This is a genomic window from Pseudomonas sp. LBUM1647 (genome assembly GCF_059716175.1).
The window spans coordinates 3,974,521-3,995,567 of record NZ_CP166809.1; the positions used below are offsets into that span (position 1 = coordinate 3,974,521).

Here is a 21,047-nt window from a genome sequence, read left to right on the forward strand (position 1 = left end):
CAGGGGCCGCTTCGCAGCCCAACGGGGATAAATCCCCTCGCCACAATAATCCCCTCACCACAGGTATCCACCTAGGTATCGAGATGAGAACCCATGCCAATTGACGCCCAACCCCCGCCCATGCTCTCCTACACGCCTTGTTACGGGTGCCCTTCACAGGGTGAAACGGGAAACCGGTGAATCATGTGCTTTACTCTAAAGTCATGTCAGTCCGGTGCTGCCCCCGCAACGGTAAGCGAGCGAAGCGTCAGATCCACTGTGCCAGCAGTTCGGCATGGGAAGGTGATGCTTGCAGGTCAAGGCGAAAGCCAGCGCCCCTCGTGAGCCCGGAGACCGGCCCGCAACACAAAGTGACCATTACGATCACTGAATAACAAACCCGCGGTGGGCGGGCGCTGTTTGAACCTCTGCGTGCCCGACTCGCAGGGGTCTTCCATGCGCTCTATATCACCCGCTGACAGACCAGAGGGAAGCGCCATGTCGATCATCAGCAGCACCGGCCACACGACAGCCAGCACCACCAATACCCTGACTCAACGCCTGACCGCCGCCGTGTGCGCGTCGATCCTTGGCGCATGCCTTGTGTATTTCGCCGGTTTCTCGCACATCGAAGCGGTGCACAACGCCGCTCACGATACCCGCCACAGCTCTGCATTCCCGTGTCATTGAGACCTGCCGACATGATCAAGCGTATCGCGCAAACCGCAGGTTTCACCGGGCTGCTGGCCGCCCTTTTGCTGACCCTGCTACAAAGTTTCTGGGTGGCTCCGCTGATTTTGCAGGCCGAGACTTACGAAAAATCCGAGCCGGCTGCTGTTGAAGTCCACGAACACGCCGCGGGTGCTGTCGCCGCTCACACCCACGACGCCGAAGCCTGGGAACCGGAAGATGGCTGGCAGCGCGTGCTGTCCACTACCGGCGGCAACCTGGTGGTAGCGGTCGGTTTCGCGCTGATGCTGGCCGGTCTTTACACCTTGCGCGCACCGACCAAAACCTCCCAAGGCCTGCTTTGGGGCCTGGCCGGTTACGCGACGTTCGTGCTGGCACCGACCCTCGGTCTGCCGCCTGAGCTGCCGGGCACTGCCGCCGCTGATTTGGCGCAACGGCAGATGTGGTGGATAGGCACGGCTGCCTCCACCGCGGTCGGCATCGCATTGATCGTGTTCAGCCGTCACTGGCTGATGAAAGTGCTCGGCGTGGCAATTCTGGCCGTTCCTCACGTGATCGGCGCACCACAACCGGAAGTCCACTCGATGCTGGCTCCGGAAGCCCTGGAAGCTCAGTTCAAAATCGCTTCGCAGCTGACCAACGTGGCATTCTGGCTGGCCCTGGGCCTGATCAGTGCCTGGTTGTTCCGCCGCAAAAGCGATGGTCAATACCACGCATGACTGATGTCAGCGCAGCGCCGACTTTAGTGGTCGGCCTGGGCTGCCAGCGCGGCTGCCCCGTCAGCACGCTGCGGGCGCTGCTCGATCAGGCGTTACAGGCTCATAAAATCGAACTTCACCAGATCAAGGCCCTGGCCAGCATCGACCTGAAGCGCGAAGAACCGGGCTTGATCGAATTAGCCGAACAACTCGCACTCCCACTGATGTACTTCAGCAGCGAACAACTGGCCGGCTATCAACCGCAACTCAGCCATCGCTCGGACATCGCGTTCGAACGCACCGGCTGCTACGGCGTCGCGGAAAGTGCCGCCCTGGCCCTGGCTGAACACCTGGCCCAGGCACCGGCAAAATTACTGATTTCACGACAAAAATATGCCCAGGCCACCTTGGCATTGGCCGGCGCCGCCTAAAATCCCCGATAATCCCCGTCTTTGATCATGAGCAATCTTCATCTGAAGCCTTGCCCAGCCCCTTTTTCTCACAGGAACCGACGATGACTGTCTACTTCATTGGCGCAGGTCCCGGCGACCCGGAACTGATCACCGTCAAAGGCCAACGGCTGATTCGCAGCTGCCCGGTGATCATCTATGCCGGCTCCCTGGTGCCCGCCGCCGTACTGGAAGGCCATCGCGCCGAACAGGTGGTCAACAGCGCCGAACTGCACCTGGAACAGATCATCGAACTGTTCAAGACTGCCCATGCCAAGGGCCAGGACGTGGCCCGGGTGCACTCCGGCGATCCGAGTCTTTATGGCGCGATTGGCGAGCAGATTCGCTACCTGCGCGAACTCGACATCCCGTTTGAAATCATTCCCGGCGTCACGGCCACGGCGGCCTGCGCGGCACTGTTGGGTGCGGAACTGACGTTACCGGACGTGTCGCAAAGCGTGATCCTGACCCGCTATGCCGACAAAACCGCGATGCCCGCCGGCGAAGAGCTTGGCAGCCTGGCGCAGCACGGGGCGACCATGGCGATTCATCTGGGGGTCAATCATCTGGAGAAGATCTTGGCCGAATTGCTGCCGCATTACGGCGCGGATTGCCCGATCGCGGTGATTCACCGGGCGAGCTGGCCGGATCAGGATTGGGTGGTGGGGACGTTGGCGGATATTGCCGAGAAGGTTGAAGCCAAGGGGTTTCGGCGCACGGCGTTGATTTTGGTGGGCCGGGTTTTGGGCAGTGATCACTTCAGTGAGTCGTCGCTGTATCGCGCCGGGCATGCGCATCTCTTCCGACCCTGAGCCAAGCACAACCCTGTGGTGAAGGGATTTACCTGTGGCGAGGGGATTTATCCCCGTTGGGCCGCGAAGCGGACCCTCTGCATTCTTTCAGGCATACCCAGCAAGCAGGTTTAGCGACGGCTTCGCCGCCGAACGGGGATAAATCCCCTCGCCACAGGTAAATCCCTTCACTCACTGGTTATCTATCACCCATAAAAAAACGACGCTCACGGGGCGCCGTTTTTTTATGTCTGCAGCGAACACCTTACTTAGTAGTAGGCGTTTTCTTTCTGCGTGTGGTCGGTGACGTCACGAACGCCCTTGAGCTCGGGAATGCGCTCGAGCAACGTGCGCTCGATGCCTTCGCGAAGGGTGACGTCTGCCTGGCCGCAGCCCTGGCAACCGCCGCCGAACTTCAGCACGGCGATGCCGTCTTCGACCACATCGATCAGGCTGACCTGACCGCCGTGGCTGGCCAGCCCCGGGTTGATCTCGGTTTGCAGGTAATAGTTGATACGCTCGTTGACCGGACTGTCGGCGCTGACCATCGGTACTTTGGCGTTTGGCGCCTTGATGGTGAGCTGGCCGCCCATACGGTCTGTGGCGTAGTCGACTACCGCATCGTCCAGGAAAGCTTCGCTGAACGAGTCGATGTAAGCGGTGAAGCTTTTGAGCCCCAGCGCCGTGTCTTCAGGTTTTTCTTCGCCCGGCTTGCAATAAGCAATGCAGGTTTCGGCGTACTGGGTGCCAGGCTGGGTGATAAAGACGCGGATGCCGATGCCTGGGGTGTTCTGCTTGGAGAGCAGATCAGCCAGATAATCGTGGGCGGCGTCGGTAATGGTAATAGCGGTCATGGAAACTCCTCGCAGGCTTGGGCGCAGTTTACGCCAATCATCGCGCCGTACAAAGTCCTAGTATTTTTGTCGGGAAAGAACGGTTATAGCCATCTTCGCCGGTTCACCGTCAATCCAGTCTTTAAGCCACCGATAGCCGCAACTTCCCACCCATTCAAATCCGACACCACCCCATCATCAAAGGTCGATCAAAGATTCTCGTACCGGTTCATGTCCAGCACGCCCTCTTCCGCCGGATCGGTCTCGTGGACGTACCGGCTCAGGTCATGGAAGTAGAACCAGAACTGCGGATGGCTGCGGCGAATCCCCCAGCGCTCGACGATTCTCTCGAAGCGATTGGCGTCCTTGGCGTTTTCCATCTCGTCCACGAACTCAGGCACTTGCTCGGCCGGAATGTTGAACATGAAGTTCGGATAGCTGCTGAGCACGCCCGGATAAATAGTCAATGTGTCGAGCCCCGGCTGATACCGCAGGGATTCACCGAGCAGGAACGCGACGTTACTGTGCGCGCGATTGCGCAGCAGGCTGTAGACCTCGCGCTTGCCGCTCGGGGTTTCGATGCGCAGCAGGGTGGCCTCAGGCAATTGATCAATAACCTTAAGCCCGGCCGCCGGACGTGAAGTCAGACGACTCAAGGCTTGCTCGGCGCTCTGCAAGACCGGGTCGATGTTCGGCCGTGAGCAATAAGCGCCGTCACAACGGTTGATCGGATCAGGCTTGGCGTTGAGGTCGCCGTAACGGGCCAGCAACTGCAGGGCGAAATCGCGTTTTGGGTCTTTTTCGTCCAGTACCAGCGCCGTCTCTTTGTCGTTATCGATGGCCTCGTAATCCAGCCACATCTTGAATTTGCCGCTGCTCTGGTACCAATCGTCGAGGTAATCGTCCCGCGAATCGGCCGGCATCAGACGCAAGAAATTCTGCTCGGCGCCGTTGCGGATCAGGTCGAAATACAGCCGGGTTTGCGCCTGATGGGAGACATTGCCGAACACGTCGAAGTTGACTGCCAACTGGTAGTACGTGCGCTCCAGCAGCGGGAAGTCGAACAGCCACATGGTTTTCGGCACGTCACCGATCAGGCCTTTGTTCACCGAGGCACTGTCAAAATGCCGGAAGATCGTCAGCAAGGCGTTATCGTTACCGGCCCATAAGGTCGACCAGCTCGGCGCCGGCGCATCGGCGTAACTGTCACGGCGCAGCGCCTCGTACTCGTTACGCTTGTCGCGGTAGTCATGCCACAGACTCAGGACGCTGCCGACATCGTCGTTCTGCCCCGGCATCGCCAGCAATGGCGTGGCCTGGCCGCGATACTTCGGATCGATGATGTAGAGGTCGTGCTCAGGCGCCTGGAACATTGCCCAAAAGTTATCGCGGATCACGTCGGTGGCGATCTGCCCACGGCACACCGGGCCGCGAATGAAGGTACGGACGAAGTATTCGGCGTTGTCGAGCATGAATTGATAACGCGCCTGGGCCGGGATCGCCTCGAACGTGGTGAACGGATTGGCCCGACGCTCCGGTCCATAGCCCGGCAAGGCGTCGACCTGCCATTTGCCGTTATAGAAGAGGCTTTTGACCCGAGCCATCTTCGCCGCGCTCAGCGGGTAAGTGATATGGGTCTTCTGCACAATCACGCCTTGCACCGGCCACAAGCGGTAATACACCTGAGTGCCCGGATCGTCATTCGGGCGGCGTGTGTTGATCAGATCGATCGGCTGGCCGGTCGGCGTGCGCGAACGTACCCATTGAAAAAAATGCCCCGGCTCGCCGTCCTTGAAATAGAGATGAGCGAGAAACCAATGCTCGAACAACCAGCGCCCCACCAGGCTTTGTCGTGCGCCCGGTGCATTGAGCAGGTTTTCCCACTGCACCACCTGCAACGCTTCTTTGGCGCTCGGCACAAGGCCTTGCTCATCAATCGGCGCGCCGGACGCCAGCCAGCGTTGCAGCGTCTGGTACTGCTGATCGGTCAGGCCGGTGACCGCCAGTGGCATGCCCTCTTTGGGATGTGATTTGGCGTAGCCGTCGAACTCGGCCGGCAGGGCGCACATGTTTTCCCGGTTCAGACCAAGGACGATGTCCTGCGGCAACCTGGCATTGGGTTGCAAGGGGGTTTTGTGGCCCAACTCAAGCATCCGCGCCATCAACGCGGCCTGACTGCCCTGAGCGTCGAGTACCGAATAGAAGTCCTTTTGCTGCCAGGCGCGTTTACCGAAGGCGTCATAAAACAGCCGGGTCGGCACGGCAGCCTGGCGTCGTTCGCCGTCGTAGACCGGGATCTTGGTCGCGCCACGAGCCGCCCCTTCGCCACTGCCCAGGTTGAGCTGACAGGCGGCGTCATAGCAGGCATGGCAGGCCACACACTTTTCGGTGAAGATCGGTTGAATGTCGCGGCTGTAAGAAATGGCAGAGGAAATGGCCGGATCCTGCGCGGCGGCGCCCCAGCTTAAAAACAGCAAAACCATGCTGATGACGCGATAAGACATATCCCTGGTCCCGATCATGAAAAAACGCCGCGATTCTACCGGTCTGACCCCTGCACCAACATGAGCGATATTCATGCAAAACCGGGACATGCTCTAAAACCGCACAGGTTTGCTATTATCCCGCCCCTTCGTCATGGTCTTTCCGAGTAGTCCCAATGTCCGATCGCAGTGTTCGCCTTCAAGCCCTCAAGCACGCCCTCAAAGAGCGCATCCTGATTCTCGATGGCGGCATGGGCACGATGATCCAGAGCTACAAGCTCGAGGAACAGGATTACCGGGGCAAACGCTTCGCCGACTGGCCTAGCGATGTGAAAGGTAACAACGACCTCTTGGTGCTGACGCGCCCGGATGTGATCGGATCGATCGAGAAAGCCTACCTGGATGCCGGCGCCGACATTCTGGAGACCAACACCTTCAACGCCACCCAGGTTTCCCTGGCTGACTACGGCATGCAAGGCCTGGCGTACGAGTTAAACGTAGAAGGCGCTCGGCTGGCGCGCAAGGTGGCCGATGCCAAGACCCTGGAAACCCCGGACAAGCCGCGTTTCGTCGCTGGCGTGATCGGGCCGACCAGCCGCACCTGCTCGCTGTCGCCGGACGTGAACAACCCCGGTTACCGCAACGTGACCTTCGATGAACTGGTGGAAAACTACACCGAGGCCACCAAAGGCCTGATCGAAGGCGGCGCCGACCTGATCCTGATCGAAACCATTTTCGACACCCTGAACGCCAAAGCGGCGATCTTCGCCGTGCAAGGGGTGTTCGAGGAGTTGGGCATCGAATTGCCGATCATGATTTCCGGCACCATCACCGACGCCTCCGGCCGCACGCTCTCCGGCCAGACCACCGAAGCCTTCTGGAACTCCGTGGCTCACGCCAAACCGATCTCGGTCGGCCTGAACTGCGCCCTCGGCGCCAGTGAGTTGCGCCCCTACCTGGAAGAGCTGTCGAACAAGGCCGGCACCCACGTGTCGGCGCACCCGAATGCCGGCCTGCCGAACGAATTCGGCGAGTACGACGAGCTGCCGTCGGAAACCGCCAAGGTCATCGAAGAGTTCGCCCAAAGCGGCTTCCTCAACATCGTCGGCGGTTGCTGCGGCACCACGCCGGGCCACATCGAAGCCATCGCCAACGCCGTGGCCGGCTATGCGCCGCGTGAAATTCCGGACATTCCAAAGGCCTGCCGCCTGTCGGGCCTGGAGCCGTTCACCATCGATCGCAACTCGTTGTTCATCAACGTCGGCGAGCGGACCAACATCACCGGTTCCGCCAAGTTCGCCCGCCTGATCCGTGAAGACAACTACACCGAAGCCCTGGAAGTCGCCCTGCAACAGGTCGAAGCCGGCGCCCAGGTGATCGACATCAACATGGACGAAGGGATGCTCGACTCGAAGAAGGCCATGGTGACCTTCCTCAACCTGATTGCCGGTGAGCCGGACATCTCCCGCGTACCGATCATGATCGACTCTTCAAAATGGGAAGTGATCGAAGCCGGCCTCAAGTGCATCCAGGGCAAGGGCATCGTCAACTCCATCAGCATGAAGGAAGGCGTCGAGCAGTTCATTCATCACGCCAAACTGTGCAAACGCTACGGTGCCGCAGTCGTCGTGATGGCCTTCGACGAAGCCGGTCAGGCCGACACCGAAGCGCGCAAAAAAGAAATCTGCAAACGCTCCTACGACATTCTGGTCAACGAAGTCGGCTTCCCGCCGGAAGACATCATCTTCGACCCGAACATCTTCGCCATCGCCACCGGCATCGAAGAACACAACAATTACGCTGTGGACTTCATCAACGCCTGTGCCTACATCCGTGACGAACTGCCGTATGCGCTGACCTCCGGTGGCGTGTCCAACGTGTCGTTCTCGTTCCGTGGCAACAACCCGGTGCGCGAGGCGATTCACTCGGTGTTCCTGCTGTATGCGATCCGCAACGGCCTGACCATGGGTATCGTCAACGCCGGCCAGCTGGAGATCTACGACCAGATCCCGGCCGAACTGCGTGACGCCGTGGAAGACGTAGTGCTCAACCGCACCCCGGAAGGCACTGACGCCCTCCTCGCCATTGCCGACAAGTACAAGGGTGACGGCAGCGTCAAGGAAGCCGAGACCGAAGAATGGCGCGGCTGGCCCGTCAACAAGCGACTGGAGCATGCGCTGGTCAAAGGCATCACCACGCACATTGTTGAAGATACCGAAGAATCCCGTCAGTCGTTCGCCCGCCCGATCGAAGTGATCGAAGGCCCGCTGATGTCCGGCATGAACATCGTCGGCGACCTGTTCGGCGCCGGCAAAATGTTCCTGCCACAAGTGGTGAAATCTGCCCGCGTGATGAAGCAGGCCGTGGCCCACTTGATCCCGTTCATCGAACTGGAAAAAGGCGACAAACCGGAAGCCAAGGGCAAGATCCTCATGGCGACGGTAAAAGGCGACGTGCACGACATCGGCAAGAACATCGTTGGCGTGGTGCTGGGCTGTAACGGCTACGACATCGTCGACCTCGGCGTAATGGTGCCGGCAGAGAAAATCCTGCAAGTGGCCAAGGAGCAGAAGTGCGACATCATCGGCCTGTCCGGGCTGATCACCCCTTCGCTGGATGAAATGGTCCACGTCGCCCGCGAGATGCAGCGTCAGGACTTCCATCTGCCGCTGATGATCGGTGGCGCGACCACCTCGAAAGCGCACACGGCGGTGAAGATCGAGCCGAAATACAACAACGATGCAGTGATCTACGTGACCGACGCTTCCCGCGCCGTGGGCGTGGCGACGCAGTTGCTGTCCAAGGAATTGAAGCCGGCGTTCATCGAGAAGACTCGCCTGGAATACATCGAAGTCCGCGAGCGCACCGCCAACCGCAGCGCCCGCACCGAACGCCTGAGCTACCCGGCGGCCATCGCCAAGAAGCCACAGTTCGACTGGAGCACTTACGAGCCGGTCAAACCGACGTTTACCGGTGCCAAGGTGCTGGACAACATCGACCTGAAAGTCCTGGCCGAATACATCGACTGGACGCCGTTCTTTATCTCCTGGGACCTGGCCGGCAAATACCCGCGCATTCTGCAGGACGAAGTGGTCGGAGAAGCCGCCACCGCACTGTTCGCCGATGCCCAGGAAATGCTCGCCAAGCTGATCGACGAAAAACTCATCAGCGCCCGTGCGGTGTTCGGCTTCTGGCCGGCCAACCAGGTGCGTGAGGATGACATTGAAGTCTATGGCGATGACGGCAAGCCGATTGCCAAGCTGCATCACCTGCGTCAGCAGATCATCAAGACCGACGGCAAGCCGAACTTCTCCCTGGCCGACTTCGTTGCACCAAAGGACAGCGAAGTGACCGACTACGTGGGTGGTTTCATCACCACCGCCGGTATCGGTGCCGAAGAAGTGGCCAAGGCCTATCAGGATGCCGGCGACGATTACAACTCGATCATGGTCAAGGCCCTGGCCGACCGCTTGGCCGAGGCGTGCGCCGAGTGGCTGCACCAGCAAGTCCGTAAAGACTACTGGGGTTACGCCAAGGACGAGACGCTCGACAACGAGGCGCTGATCAAAGAGCAATACACCGGTATCCGCCCTGCCCCAGGCTACCCGGCCTGCCCGGATCACACCGAGAAATCCACACTGTTCAAGCTGCTGGACCCTGAGGCCTCGGAAATGAAAGCCGGCCGCAGCGGCGTGTTCCTTACCGAGCACTACGCCATGTTCCCGGCGGCAGCGGTCAGCGGTTGGTACTTCGCTCACCCGCAAGCGCAGTATTTTGCCGTGGGCAAGATCGACAAGGATCAGGTGCAGAGCTACACATCGCGCAAGGGTCAGGAATTGAGCGTGACCGAGCGGTGGTTGGCGCCGAACCTGGGTTACGACAACTGACGGTGGTCCCGGGAGTCGACTGGTGCGACTCCCGGGGTTCTTATGAAAGCTGCAGGGTTAACGTTACAGCCCCACCAGCGTCCGTTCTTTTTCAGACAATTCGCGCACCAACTTTCCTTGCTCAAAGAGAAGGTCTGCCTCTATCGCCTGCATGGCGGTTTTATACTGCTCCTGCGCGCCTTCGCCGTAATTTGGATACGCCTCGTCTACATCATGCTCTCTGCCTGCGAAACCCTCTCGCACCTGGGCGAACCGTTCAGGGTATTTGTCCTTCAAATAGTCGCTCCAGTACTTGCGGCCGACCAAATCATCAATAAATGCCGATGATTGTTCTGCCGCGATCACTTCAGCATGGGCCGCATCCAGCATGGCAGACGAAACGTTGCCGCTAAAGCGCATGCCTCTTGGTTGCCCCGGCAACTCAAGTCGCTCGGCAAGGCCAATACGATAGGCTAACCGCACTTCCGCCGGGTCAATTGAACGGCGCTGTGCCTGGCGCTGGACAATGTCGCGGTTAGCGATTTCCTCGACTTTCCCAAGGCGAAACAGGTTCCTGCCAAGTCTGAACAAGACGTTGCCTTGTTGGCCTGGGGAAATTGTCTTCGCGGTCTCAAATTCGAAAGCCTTAACTTCTATATCGCTGAACAACAGGATTTGACCATCAACGCAGGTTGCGCCAGACCTCGCCATTTCGAATATCGTATCCCTCAGACCTGCGTCGCTATCGGCCACCCTCAGTACGGTATGGACCCGCCGCACAAGATCAGAACGTCCCGTCAGAAAGTCTGACGTACCTTCCATTCTGGTCAGCAGATTGAAGAAGAACTGACTGTTTTGCACTTGCTCGAAGTCATTCCATATCCGTATCAATTCCTCTGAGTCGGCTGCTGACGGAGCGATCCATCGCTCACGGGCGTCGGTACCTGTCACCTCATCCATATCCACTTCTACGTCACTTGCGATCGAGTCATCGCTATCGCTGTCGCTACTGCTCTCAAACCGCTCCAGCGCCTCGTCAATCTCTCCTGCCCTCCATCCCATTATCTCCTCGCCTTCCAGCACCTGATCACGCAGCATTAGCAGGCTCTCGCCATCCAGGGTTTCGTTGCTGGCCAGATTCGTGCCCGCACGCAATACCCTGTGCTCGTCGGCCATCAGGGCCCGCGGAATGGACTCGATCATGTTGTCGCGCAAATCCAGTGCGCTGAGCGAGGGGAGCTGAAGCGCTCCCTGCGGCCAGACGATCAGGCGATTGCCACTCAGATCGAGGGCCTGCAAAGCGGTAAGAGGGCTGACATCCAGCGACTCAAGCCAGTTTTCCGCCAGGTTCAATGACTCCAGGTTGCTCAATCCTGCAAGCTGACGTTGGAGTTGAGGCGCATCGGAAAAACGGTTATTGACTGCCGAAAGTCGCTTGAGGCTGTTCAATGAGGTCACTGACTCTGGCAAGGCATACATTGCGTTGGCATTCAGCGCCAGGGTATGAACATGAGTAAACGCGCCGAGGAAATCGCTTAACCCCTCGTCTCTCAGATACACGTTGTTCAGGTTCAACGCACCGACATGAGCGAAGTCGCCGGGTAGAGCCGGGAGATTGCCCAAGGGGTTATCGGACAGATCAAGGATGTAACCTCCCGATGCGCTCTCCACGGCCTGCGCCCCGCGGAGGTTCTGCCTCCAGCACGCCATTATCCGGTCAGCCGCCTGACGACGCTCGGTGGCTGCAATCCACACAGGAGGAGAAGATTCACCCATCTGCTGTGGTGGGGTTTCGATCCATGTGTTCAGGGTCTTCGTCAATGCCTGATGTTGTCTGTCCCATTTGGCCAATTGCTCATACAGGGGGCCAGCGCCGCCATGGCGTAACGTCAGTTCATCAATCATCTGTATCGCCTCGGCGCCTGGCAGATCCGGGTCAAGCCTTCGCAAGCGGGCTTGCGGGGTCAAGCGTGTCAGGTCATAGCCAGGGACAACGGGCAGCGGCAATAACAAGTCCGGATTTTGCGCGACCAGAACCGGAAAGTACTCTGGTTCACCCATGGTAAAGCCCACCTGCAAGTAGGCTCTGGAGATACCCATGGGGGTTTCGGAAGAAGTACTCGCCAGCAAATCGGTGCGGGCCTTGGCCGTCAACCGACAGCCAATCATATCGATCCTTAAAGCGTCATGGCCGGTCAGGGCAGCCTCAGGAATCGTCGTGATCGCGCTGTTGTTCAACTCGAGCCTGCCGAGGCCGGACAAGTCCAACGCACCTTTTGGCCAGTCTTTAATGGCGGTATGACCCACACGCAGGGTCTTCAAGCGGGTCATGGCGCTGACATCCAGCGAATCGAGCCGGTTATAGCGCAAGTCCAGGCTTTCAAGGGCAGACAACCGGTTCAAGCGTTGTTGCATACTCGGGGTCATTGTCAGGTGATTTCGGCTCAGCTCCAGATCAGTGAGTTTTCCGAGGTTGCCCAATGCCGACGGAAGATCCTGCAGTTGATTGCCACTCAGATCCAACCCGCGAATGTCAGTGAAGCCGCTCAAAAAACGACTGAAATCCTCGGATGAGGCCACCACACCCGACATTTGCAGGGTTTGCACATGGGCAAAATTCGTTGCTGACAGCGCTGGCAGTTCAGGCAGATCGCCCAGCGCCCAGCCGGACAAATCAAGATTCGATGAAATGATTTGTCGCGGCATGGCAGGCCCTGGCCGCACCGTTGAAGGTCCGGCCTGAGGTTGCGAAGACTGTGCCTCCTCCGTACCGCCATAGCGTTTACGCAGACCATCACGCCAGCACTCACGGATTCGCCGGGCAACGGATTCTCGTTCCCGAATGTTGACTTGCCGGCCATTGGCTCTTGCTGTTCGCTGCTGCCATGCCTCCAGTTGCTGTCGCAATGCCTGTCCGTCCTGACGCAGTGCATTGATCCGTGCCAGCAACGCCCGTCCTGCCAACCCCTCAGCCTTCATTCGCCCAAGGGCAATCTTCGAAAGCTCGTCGCTTGTCTCCAGGGCGCTCTGTAGCGCGCCTTGGCAATAACGATCCAGCATTTGCCCGGTATCCAGCAAATGCGCAGGATTGTCGTGCACATACTCGTATGCCTTCACGAAGTCCTCAGTGCTCAGCCTGGCCCAGTTGAGTTTCATGCCAGGCCATAGTGATTCATGACCGGATAGCCATTGAGGGGGAAGTGTCTTGACGCTTGAGTGAGTAAGATCCAGCGACCTGAGCTGCGGCAATTGCAGAGCGCCCTTCGGCCAGACCTCTGTCGTTCCGTACACACTCAACGAATGCAGTTGAGTCAGGCGACTGACATCCAGCTCGCCCGCCATGCCGATCACGGCCAATCGTTGCAGTTGTGGCATCGCGTCTATCACCGATTGGGCAGCTTCGGAGAATTCCGGACCCAGCGGCCCTGCCATCCGCAGTTCACGAATACTCGGCAGTGCCTTTAGCCTCTCAGCCAGTTGAACCCTATCGACGCCACCCTGGATCCCCAACCATAGCGACCGGACGTTGGGGAACTGGCGCACAAAGGCTTCCGGTGTCTGACTCAATACTCCACCAACGCTCATATTCAGAGCACTTACGTGAGGAAAGTTGCCGGCCAGTTCCGGCAGGCTGTCTGCAGCGCCCAAGTCCAGATAAACACCGCTGTAGCCATCATAAATACCCCTCTTCTGCCAGACGTCTTTAATGTTTTGTGCGACTTGATGGCGGACCGTATTCGGGCCGCCGCTACGTACCCATTGTTCGAGCTGCGCCGTCAGTGCCTCGTATTCCCGGCCCCGCATGTTCAGAAGATTGGCGATCTGCGTTTCGGTCATGCCATCCTGCGCAAGCTGGATGACCATCGATTCCGCCAACTCATCGGAGAAGTTCGGATAGACATCCCGCAACCTGGAGACCAACGAGGAATTCACCGTTGCTCCGGCACCTCGCCCGCTCAATGGGTAGCCGACCCTGCCGTCGGCCAGTCGCACCGGCGGACGGAATCGTGGCGTGGTGGCGTTGGGCACGAGGGTTTCCATCATCTGATCACGGTGGCCCATGGCGTAGGTGGTCAATGTCTTTTGTAACTTGGCACCCTGCGTCACATTGGACATGCCCAACTGAGTGCGCACGTCGTCCGGCAACGCATGTATGACCGAAGAGAAAAAGTTGTCGCCTTCTTTCGGCACGCTGTTCAACGAGTTTTTTTGCTGGTCGAAGGCCTGGAACTGGTTGGCTTGATGATGTTGATAGCCGTCCTTGACCAGGTATTTGACTTGCTCGGCCGTCTCGCTACCGATGCTGTCGAGCAGTTTTCCGCCGCAATCGCCCTGACGAACTTCCAGGCGCAGGTTTTTCGGCCAGCCGGGGAGTTTTTCCAGGCTGTGCAGCGCCAGGCGCTGGCTGTCGGATGACGCCATGCTCTCCAGCTGCAATCCGGCCAATGCCTCGTTCAGCCGAGTCACCCGGGCGCGCGCACGCCCCTTGAGCAACAGACTGGTGGGGAGTCGGCCGGTTTGTTTGATGTGCAACCACTCCTTGGCTGTGGCATTGGCCAGGACTTCTTGCGCCGCGTCCGTCGATAGACTGGGGAAAGTACCTTGCAGCGCCTGAGTTTCACGCGTTGTTGCCTTGGAGTCCTGGCTGAGTTTGTCGAACAATGAGGTTTTATTGCCCGAAAGCCGGGCGCCAAGCTGTTGTCGAAAAACCGCTTCACGCTCTGCCTCGACCCGCGCACCTTCGCCCCCCAGCAAGCGAACGATTTCTTGCTCATCCAGCGCCGCAAGCACTCGTTCGGGCAATTTCCCGGCAGACACATCCTCACGGGAAATCTTGATGTTCGGCTTCACGGGTGTCGACGCCTCACCGTAGCGGGACGAAGCACCGCTCAGGCTTGCATTGTCGAACACGTCGATCACCCGCCCCTGCGGCCAACGCGGCATATTGATCACTTGCGGCAAGACGTCGTTGTAGCGGCTGTCCGGCACCGGCTGATCGAGACGAATCTGTTCAATCATGTCATTGAGCTGACGGTCGATTTGAAACTGCCGCAACGTGTCGGATAACGCTGATGGCAAGCGCAGGTTTTCCGTATGGATCTTGCGCAGCACGCCGTCGTTAACGCCGCTGATATCGGCGATTTTCTCCAGCGTCGCCGCGTCAATACCGTCGGTGACCGGGCCAAGACGTCGTAACAAGGTGGCACGATCCCATTCCAGCGGGCGCTCGAAACGATGGCGCCACGCGCCCTCCCCGTTGTGTTCAAGAAGGGGGGAGTAAGCGTTCGGGTCCGTCGGGTGTTTGAGACGCCATTTGTTCAGCTTTGGGTCGAAGGTTTTTTCGTAGACGTTATCGTCGAGCCTGATATAGGTCTTGCCGTCCACTTCATACTGTCCAAGCTTGTTGGGCTTGAGCCCCGCTGGCAAGACCCTGTCGCTCAGGTAAGGCGTCAAACCAGGCCGCCACAACTGTTCGCTGCCAAACGGCAATTTGACCTTGACCAGGCCATCGACGATGGGTGTAGACAGCACTTTCGGCGCTTTACTGGCAACCGCACCTACAGCCGCCATGAATGCGACGTTCACGGCCACCGACTTCAAATAACTCCAGGCCTGATCCGTGTCCCCGATGCTCCAGGCTTCTACCCCGTGATAAATGTCTGTGGTCAGTTGCACAGCCATCACGGCCATCATTACTTCGCCCAGGCCAGGCACAAAAAATGCGGCCACATTGAGTATGTTCAGTCCCCACTCGGCATAGCGGGCGAGTCGTTCATACCAGGCGTCATGATCGACCTTGGCCGTCGGTACCGCCAGTTGCTCGGCAGTCTCCTTCAGGCGCGTCTGGTGCCGCGTGTACAGCTCGCCGAACAGCTCCGTGTCAAAAAATTCTTCACTGATATCAAGAGCCGGCTCGTCCCGGTAAACATTTTCGTAGATTCCGTCTATGTGCCCCAAGAGGGTCTGTTTACGGTAAGGGAAATCCGGGTTCCATTTGAGTGTTTGCAGAGCAGTCTTGATCTTGCCGAGGAACTTGCCCGCATCACCGTGGGGGATGAGCCTGAGGAAAGAGCGCTGGTAATTCACATCACGCAGTCTGTAGCTCAGGTCATTTTCAAAGGACTTGAGCGAGGCATATTCCATGACCGGCGCCACCGGATCACCCGGAATACAGACGATGATCCGCGAGTCCTGGTAACCCAGTACGTCAAACAGGTTTACCCCGGGATTGGTCCAGCTGAAGTTGACCTTTTTACCTTTGCGCCGGCTCGCGCCAATGACAAACAGCTCACTGACAGGCGACCCCAGCACATGCAACTGACTGAAAGTGACGCGTTCACCGTCCAGTGTTGCCGATTTGTCGCCGTTGAGCACGGCCAGCAATGTGCTGTAGGCCGATGGCGTGATCAGCGATTTGAGGTGGGCGATATGGGCATGCACCCGCAGACTGTCCTTCCACGCGCCGACCGTTTGGGTGCGCACGGTGGCCGCCCTGTCCGCGGCGTCAAACATCGCCGTCAGGTGTTCCTGATACTGCTTGCCGATATCCAGTTCACGGCATAGCGAGGCGAAATCGGCGGGTTTTATCGGTAGCTTCTTGATCCTGTAGCGCGTTGAAGGGCCCTTTTGCGGATAGTCCCAACCGTAAAGTCCTCCTTGAGTTTCCAGAGAGGCAGCCTGTTTACCTCGTTCAGCAATGACGTCACGTTCATCAAACGCCTGGTCTTCTTCAAAATTGCGCAGTGCCAGTTGCAGCAGTGTCTGGTGGGTGATCAGCGAGCCTGCAAAGGGCTCGTAGAGCCAGGTCTGCGCAACATCAACTTTCAACCCGAACTTTTTTTGCAACGCCGCTTCGAGCAACGGTTGCGCGAATTCGGTGACCCCTTTGAGCCCGGTGAGTGTTTTGGCCAGGGTTTCGTTGGAGGTTCGACTGCGCTTCTGGTCGTCCCGTACAGTTTGTCGTTGGTCGCTGAAGGCCTTCTGAAACCAGTCCGGCATGGCATTTTCGGCCAAGCCTCCCGGTGTTCTCGCCCGATCCAGAGCCCGGATGTTTGCCGGGGTCAGGTGGCGTATCCGATCATGCAGCTTTTTTTTGATGAAATGGTTGTGAAGGCCCTTTTCCTGGGCCGATGGGATTCCACTCATGTAGCAATACCTGATGCTGTCAAATGAAGCACCAGTCAATCAGCAGGTTTGTCGTCCAGGGCGGTACATATTTATACCGGGTAGCGCCGGGGGCGATCTTCTTTCGGTGGGTTGTCTATGCTTGTCTTACTCAAACGGGAGACGAGGGGTTTATGGACGATCCAGCCGACAAAAAGCCGCCCACTTTCTGGCAGATGCTGCACAGTGTCATGGCGGCAGCGTTCGGGGTGCAGAGCGGGAAGAACCGGGCCCGGGACTTCACTCACGGCAAGCCCAGCCATTTCGTGATTCTGGGGATTTTGTTCACCGCGGTGTTCGCATTGACGCTGTATGGCATCGTGCAACTGGTGGTGCATCTGGCCGGGGTTTAGCGCATCAAGGTTTGCAAGCTGAACGGATAGCGATACGACGTCGACCGGCCCTTGGCTGAAAGACGGCGGAAGTTCACACCGTAATCCGGTGATTCCCCCATGGCCAGCAATCGCCTGGCCTGTGCCTTGTCGATCAGTTGCAGCAACGGGATTTGCCGGTCTCGGCCGCCGTAATGGCTGAGATCCACGCCCTGTTCAAGATCATGCAACTCCACCAGCGCCCAGCCGCCCAACGTGAAGTGCCCGCCCAACAGCACGCTGATGCGTCCGTCGACCGTCGCCTGTAACGCCGCCGGCGAGGTGTTGACCGCACTGAACAACGCATCCTTGCCGGGTATCCCACCCGTCTCCGAATACGCCTGTATGGCGCCAAACGCCATTTCGTCATTGGCTGACCACACCAGCGAGACCTTCGGGTAACGCCGGAACAACAGTTTGGCCTGTTCATACGCCCGCTCCCGGGCCCAGCCGCTGTAAACCAGCTGACGCAAGCGCACTTCCGGGTGTTCGGCCAAGGCCCGCATCATGCCTTGCTCGCGCAGTTGTGCCGAAGGGGTGATCTTCAGACCGGAAAACGCCAGCAACTCGATGACCTGACCGGGCGCGGCAGGAGGATGCTGGCGAATCAGTTCCTTGAGCATCAGGTAGCCACCCTCCTCGTCGTTGGGCACCAGGCTGCCCAAACGCTCAGGGCGCTCGCCCAGCAAGCTGATTTGATTGGCCGTCAGCGAAGCGTTGACCATGAACAGCTTCACCCCGCTGCCCTGGGCCAGGCGAATAATCTGCGGAGCGACGTATTGTTCGTTGGCGAACACCAGATAGTCCGGACGGTCGGGGCCTTGCAGCGCCTGACGGGCTTGCGCCAGCGTGAGCTCCGGCATGCGCCGGGAATAGAGAATTCGCAGATCAATGCCCAGATCCGTGGCTGCCGCGTGCATGAATTGCGAATAGCTGATCCAGAAGGCTTCGTCAGTCTTGCCGGGACTCAGGAACAGCACTGATTCCGCGCGCGCACCGGGTCCGTAAACCGCGCCGCACATCAGCAGGAATGAGTAGAAAAACTTCAACATTGATCGTCCGAGCCCCCCGGCAATTCGCCGCGCATTATAGCCAGCGAAGTCCCGGAAAACGGCGTTTATTCGGGCAATTGTCCGACAATCGTCGGAATAGGGCCCGGACGGAGTCGGTTATTGATGGCTGACCCAAAATACCGCGGTGCCCACGACCAGGATGATCAGGAACAGAATGGCCCAAGCATCGACCGTGCTATCGGGTTTTGACGTTTTGGTAGGGTTGCTCATTGCATCGCCTCTTGTCGGTTTTATCGGTGATTGCATAAAGACTCGAGCACAGTAAAGACGACGATTGCCCGCACCACAAATAAGGGTTTAGTAATAACGGTTCTCGTTAGTCGTTTTGGTTCTTTACATATACTCAAACATCACTTTTGCGCATAACTGCAAACTGGTATCTTGCCCCGGCTCCGTTGGGAGTGCGCGGCCGTGCGCGCAGAATTGCCGAGGCAGTATCGAGACTTCAGCAAGCCAAAAACGCAGCTGGATCCGACCGGCCCAAGCCTGAGAACAGGACTTATATGTACGTATACGACGAGTACGATCAGCGGATCATCGAGGACCGCGTCAAGCAGTTCCGTGATCAGACCCGACGCTATCTGGCAGGCGAGCTGAGCGAAGAAGAATTCCGCCCTCTGCGCCTGCAAAATGGCCTTTACATTCAGCGCTTCGCGCCGATGTTGCGGGTGGCGGTGCCTTACGGCCAACTGACTTCGCGCCAGACGCGAATGATGGCCAGGATTGCCCGTGACTTCGACAAGGGCTATGCCCACATCAGCACCCGGCAGAACGTACAGTTCAACTGGCCGGCGCTGGAAGACATCCCGGACATCCTTGCCGAACTGGCGACCGTGCAGATGCACGCGATCCAGACCAGCGGCAACTGCTTGCGCAACGTCACCACCGACCAGTTCGCCGGTGTCGCTGCCGACGAGCTGATCGATCCGCGCCCGTGGTGCGAGATCGTCCGCCAATGGACCACGTTCCACCCTGAATTCGCTTACTTGCCGCGCAAGTTCAAGATCGCCATCAACGGTTCGACTTCCGACCGTGCGGCCATCGAAGTCCATGACATCGGCCTTGAGCCGGTGCACAACGCCGCTGGCGAGCTGGGCTTCCGTGTGCTGGTGGGTGGTGGTCTCGGCCGTACCCCGGTGGTGGGCGCATTCATCAATGAATTCCTGCCGTGGCAAGACCTGTTGAGCTACCTCGACGCCATCCTGCGGGTCTACAACCGCTACGGCCGCCGTGACAACAAGTACAAGGCGCGGATCAAGATTCTGGTCAAGGCCTTGACCCCTGAAGTCTTCGCACAAAAAGTCGATGCGGAAATGGAGCACCTTCGCGGTGGCCAGACCACGCTGACCGAAGCCGAAGTGCATCGCGTCGCCAAACACTTCGTTGATCCGGAGTACAAGGCTCTGGACAACCAGACCCTGGCGTTGACCGAACTCGATAAAGAACACCCGGGCTTCGCGCGCTGGCGCACCCGCAATACCCTGGCTCACAAAAAGCCGGGTTATGTGGCCGTGACCCTGTCCCTGAAGCCGACCGGTGTTGCACCGGGCGACATCACCGACAAGCAGCTCGATGCCGTTGCCGACCTGGCCGATCGTTACAGCTTCGGTCAGCTGCGCACCTCCCACGAGCAGAACATCATTCTGGCCGACGTTGAACAAAGTCAGTTGTTCGCGATGTGGGGCGAGTTGCGCGAGCAGGGCTTCGCCACGCCGAACATCGGCTTGCTGACCGACATCATCTGCTGCCCGGGCGGCGACTTCTGCTCCCTGGCCAATGCCAAGTCGATCCCGATCGCCGAGTCGATCCAGCGTCGCTTCGAAGACCTGGATTACCTGTTCGATATCGGCGAACTGGACCTGAACATCTCCGGCTGCATGAACGCCTGTGGTCACCACCACGTCGGCCACATCGGCATCCTCGGGGTGGACAAAAAAGGCGAAGAGTTCTATCAGGTTTCCCTGGGTGGCAGCGGCAGTCGCAATGCCAGCCTTGGCAAAATCCTCGGCCCGTCCTTTGCCCAGGATGCCATGCCTGACGTGATCGAAAAGCTGATCGACGTGTACATCGAACAACGTACCGAAGACGAGCGTTTCATCGACACCTATCAGCGTATTGGCATTGACCTCTTCAAGGAGCGCGTCTATGCAGCGAATAATTAAGAACAACGAAGTCGTCGACGAAACCTGGCACTTGCTGCCCAAGGACTTCAACATCGACGAGATCAGCAACTGCGACGACCTCATCGTCCCGTTGCAGCTGTGGCGCGAACACAGCCGTATGCTCAAGGCTCGCGATGGCGGCCTGGGTGTTTGGCTGGATGCCGATGAAGAAGCCGAGGAAATCGGTGAGGACGTGGAGAACTTCCAAGTCATCGCCTTGAATTTCCCGGCCTTCACCGATGGTCGCAACTACTCCAACGCCCGCCTGCTGCGTGACCGTTATGGTTTCAAAGGCGAGCTGCGAGCGATTGGCGATGTGTTGCGTGACCAGCTGTTCTATCTGCATCGCTGCGGCTTCGACGCATTTGCCATTCGTGCCGATAAAGACCCGTATGAAGCCCTGGAAGGTCTCAAGGACTTCTCGGTGACCTATCAGGCCGCTACCGACGAACCGCTGCCGCTGTTCCGTCGCCGCTAAGTACGCGTAC

12 protein-coding genes and 1 riboswitch are annotated in these 21,047 nt (G+C 58.6%); of the genes, 8 read left to right on the forward strand and 4 right to left on the reverse strand.

Going from position 1 to position 21,047, the window contains the following annotated elements; translation table 11 throughout:
* Positions 1–127: 127 nt before the first annotated feature.
* Positions 128–356: riboswitch (cobalamin riboswitch) on the forward strand.
* Positions 357–477: 121 nt separating this feature from the next.
* The 4 genes from ACA059_RS18060 (at position 478) to cobM (ending at position 2,628) form a co-directional block, all read left to right on the forward strand.
* On the forward strand, positions 478–669 hold the full coding sequence (locus ACA059_RS18060) for a CbtB domain-containing protein (RefSeq protein ID WP_497630372.1): 192 nt from the start codon (positions 478–480) through the stop codon (positions 667–669).
* 11 nt (positions 670–680) lie between these two features.
* The gene (locus tag ACA059_RS18065) at positions 681–1,388 is read left to right on the forward strand and encodes a CbtA family protein (RefSeq protein WP_497630373.1); all 708 of its coding nucleotides are present in this window, start codon (positions 681–683) and stop codon (positions 1,386–1,388) included.
* Entirely contained in the window at positions 1,385–1,798 is a 414-nt protein-coding gene (locus tag ACA059_RS18070; RefSeq protein ID WP_497630374.1) for a cobalamin biosynthesis protein, read from the forward strand. Before ACA059_RS18065 ends, ACA059_RS18070 begins: the two co-directional genes overlap by 4 nt.
* Positions 1,799–1,881: 83 nt before the next feature.
* Positions 1,882–2,628 (forward strand): precorrin-4 C(11)-methyltransferase, encoded by a 747-nt coding sequence (cobM, locus tag ACA059_RS18075; protein WP_497630375.1) that lies wholly within the window; start codon positions 1,882–1,884, stop codon positions 2,626–2,628.
* 248 nt (positions 2,629–2,876) lie between these two features.
* Here the strand turns inward: cobM and nfuA are convergent, their stop codons facing one another.
* Both nfuA and ACA059_RS18085 read right to left on the reverse strand, forming a co-directional pair.
* Positions 2,877–3,461: a Fe-S biogenesis protein NfuA gene (nfuA, locus tag ACA059_RS18080; RefSeq protein WP_008150988.1), complete on the reverse strand. Its 585-nt coding sequence runs from the start codon at positions 3,459–3,461 to the stop codon at positions 2,877–2,879.
* Positions 3,462–3,649: 188 nt separating this feature from the next.
* A complete protein-coding gene (locus ACA059_RS18085) occupies positions 3,650–5,944 on the reverse strand; it encodes a fatty acid cis/trans isomerase (RefSeq protein ID WP_497630376.1) in 2,295 nt (764 codons plus the stop codon).
* 155 nt (positions 5,945–6,099) lie between these two features.
* On the opposite strand from ACA059_RS18085, the gene metH reads away from it, so the two are divergent.
* A complete protein-coding gene (gene metH, locus ACA059_RS18090) occupies positions 6,100–9,810 on the forward strand; it encodes a methionine synthase (protein WP_497630377.1) in 3,711 nt (1,236 codons plus the stop codon).
* A gap of 63 nt (positions 9,811–9,873) precedes the next feature.
* On the opposite strand, the gene ACA059_RS18095 is transcribed toward metH, so the two are convergent.
* Entirely contained in the window at positions 9,874–16,935 is a 7,062-nt protein-coding gene (locus ACA059_RS18095) for an NEL-type E3 ubiquitin ligase domain-containing protein (protein WP_497630378.1), read from the reverse strand.
* Between the two features lie 152 nt (positions 16,936–17,087).
* Here ACA059_RS18095 and ACA059_RS18100 point away from each other — a divergent pair, with 152 nt between their 5' ends.
* Entirely contained in the window at positions 17,088–17,306 is a 219-nt protein-coding gene (locus ACA059_RS18100) for a DUF2970 domain-containing protein (protein WP_140682680.1), read from the forward strand.
* Here the strand turns inward: ACA059_RS18100 and ACA059_RS18105 are convergent.
* The gene (locus ACA059_RS18105) at positions 17,303–18,376 is read right to left on the reverse strand and encodes an ABC transporter substrate-binding protein (protein ID WP_497630379.1); all 1,074 of its coding nucleotides are present in this window, start codon (positions 18,374–18,376) and stop codon (positions 17,303–17,305) included. The two genes, ACA059_RS18100 and ACA059_RS18105, sit on opposite strands and share 4 nt — an antisense overlap.
* Positions 18,377–18,900: 524 nt before the next feature.
* Here ACA059_RS18105 and ACA059_RS18110 point away from each other — a divergent pair.
* Positions 18,901–20,559, forward strand: coding sequence for a nitrite/sulfite reductase (locus ACA059_RS18110; protein ID WP_497630380.1), 1,659 nt, complete (start codon positions 18,901–18,903; stop codon positions 20,557–20,559).
* The gene (locus ACA059_RS18115; RefSeq protein ID WP_123495036.1) at positions 20,543–21,037 is read left to right on the forward strand and encodes a DUF934 domain-containing protein; all 495 of its coding nucleotides are present in this window, start codon (positions 20,543–20,545) and stop codon (positions 21,035–21,037) included. Before ACA059_RS18110 ends, ACA059_RS18115 begins: the two co-directional genes overlap by 17 nt.
* The last annotated feature ends 10 nt before the right edge of the window (positions 21,038–21,047 follow it).

Bases quoted from the DNA above. Each gene is read 5' to 3' on its own strand.
- ACA059_RS18110 (WP_497630380.1), top strand. From the start codon at position 18,901: ATGTACGTATACGACGAGTACGATCAGCGGATCATCGAGGACCGCGTC.
- ACA059_RS18070 (WP_497630374.1), top strand. From the start codon at position 1,385: ATGACTGATGTCAGCGCAGCGCCGACTTTAGTGGTCGGCCTGGGCTGC.
- cobM (WP_497630375.1), top strand. From the start codon at position 1,882: ATGACTGTCTACTTCATTGGCGCAGGTCCCGGCGACCCGGAACTGATC.
- ACA059_RS18060 (WP_497630372.1), top strand. From the start codon at position 478: ATGTCGATCATCAGCAGCACCGGCCACACGACAGCCAGCACCACCAAT.
- ACA059_RS18095 (WP_497630378.1), bottom strand. From the start codon at position 16,935: ATGAGTGGAATCCCATCGGCCCAGGAAAAGGGCCTTCACAACCATTTC.
- nfuA (WP_008150988.1), bottom strand. From the start codon at position 3,461: ATGACCGCTATTACCATTACCGACGCCGCCCACGATTATCTGGCTGAT.
- ACA059_RS18085 (WP_497630376.1), bottom strand. From the start codon at position 5,944: ATGTCTTATCGCGTCATCAGCATGGTTTTGCTGTTTTTAAGCTGGGGC.
- ACA059_RS18105 (WP_497630379.1), bottom strand. From the start codon at position 18,376: ATGTTGAAGTTTTTCTACTCATTCCTGCTGATGTGCGGCGCGGTTTAC.
- ACA059_RS18065 (WP_497630373.1), top strand. From the start codon at position 681: ATGATCAAGCGTATCGCGCAAACCGCAGGTTTCACCGGGCTGCTGGCC.
- ACA059_RS18115 (WP_123495036.1), top strand. From the start codon at position 20,543: ATGCAGCGAATAATTAAGAACAACGAAGTCGTCGACGAAACCTGGCAC.
- metH (WP_497630377.1), top strand. From the start codon at position 6,100: ATGTCCGATCGCAGTGTTCGCCTTCAAGCCCTCAAGCACGCCCTCAAA.
- ACA059_RS18100 (WP_140682680.1), top strand. From the start codon at position 17,088: ATGGACGATCCAGCCGACAAAAAGCCGCCCACTTTCTGGCAGATGCTG.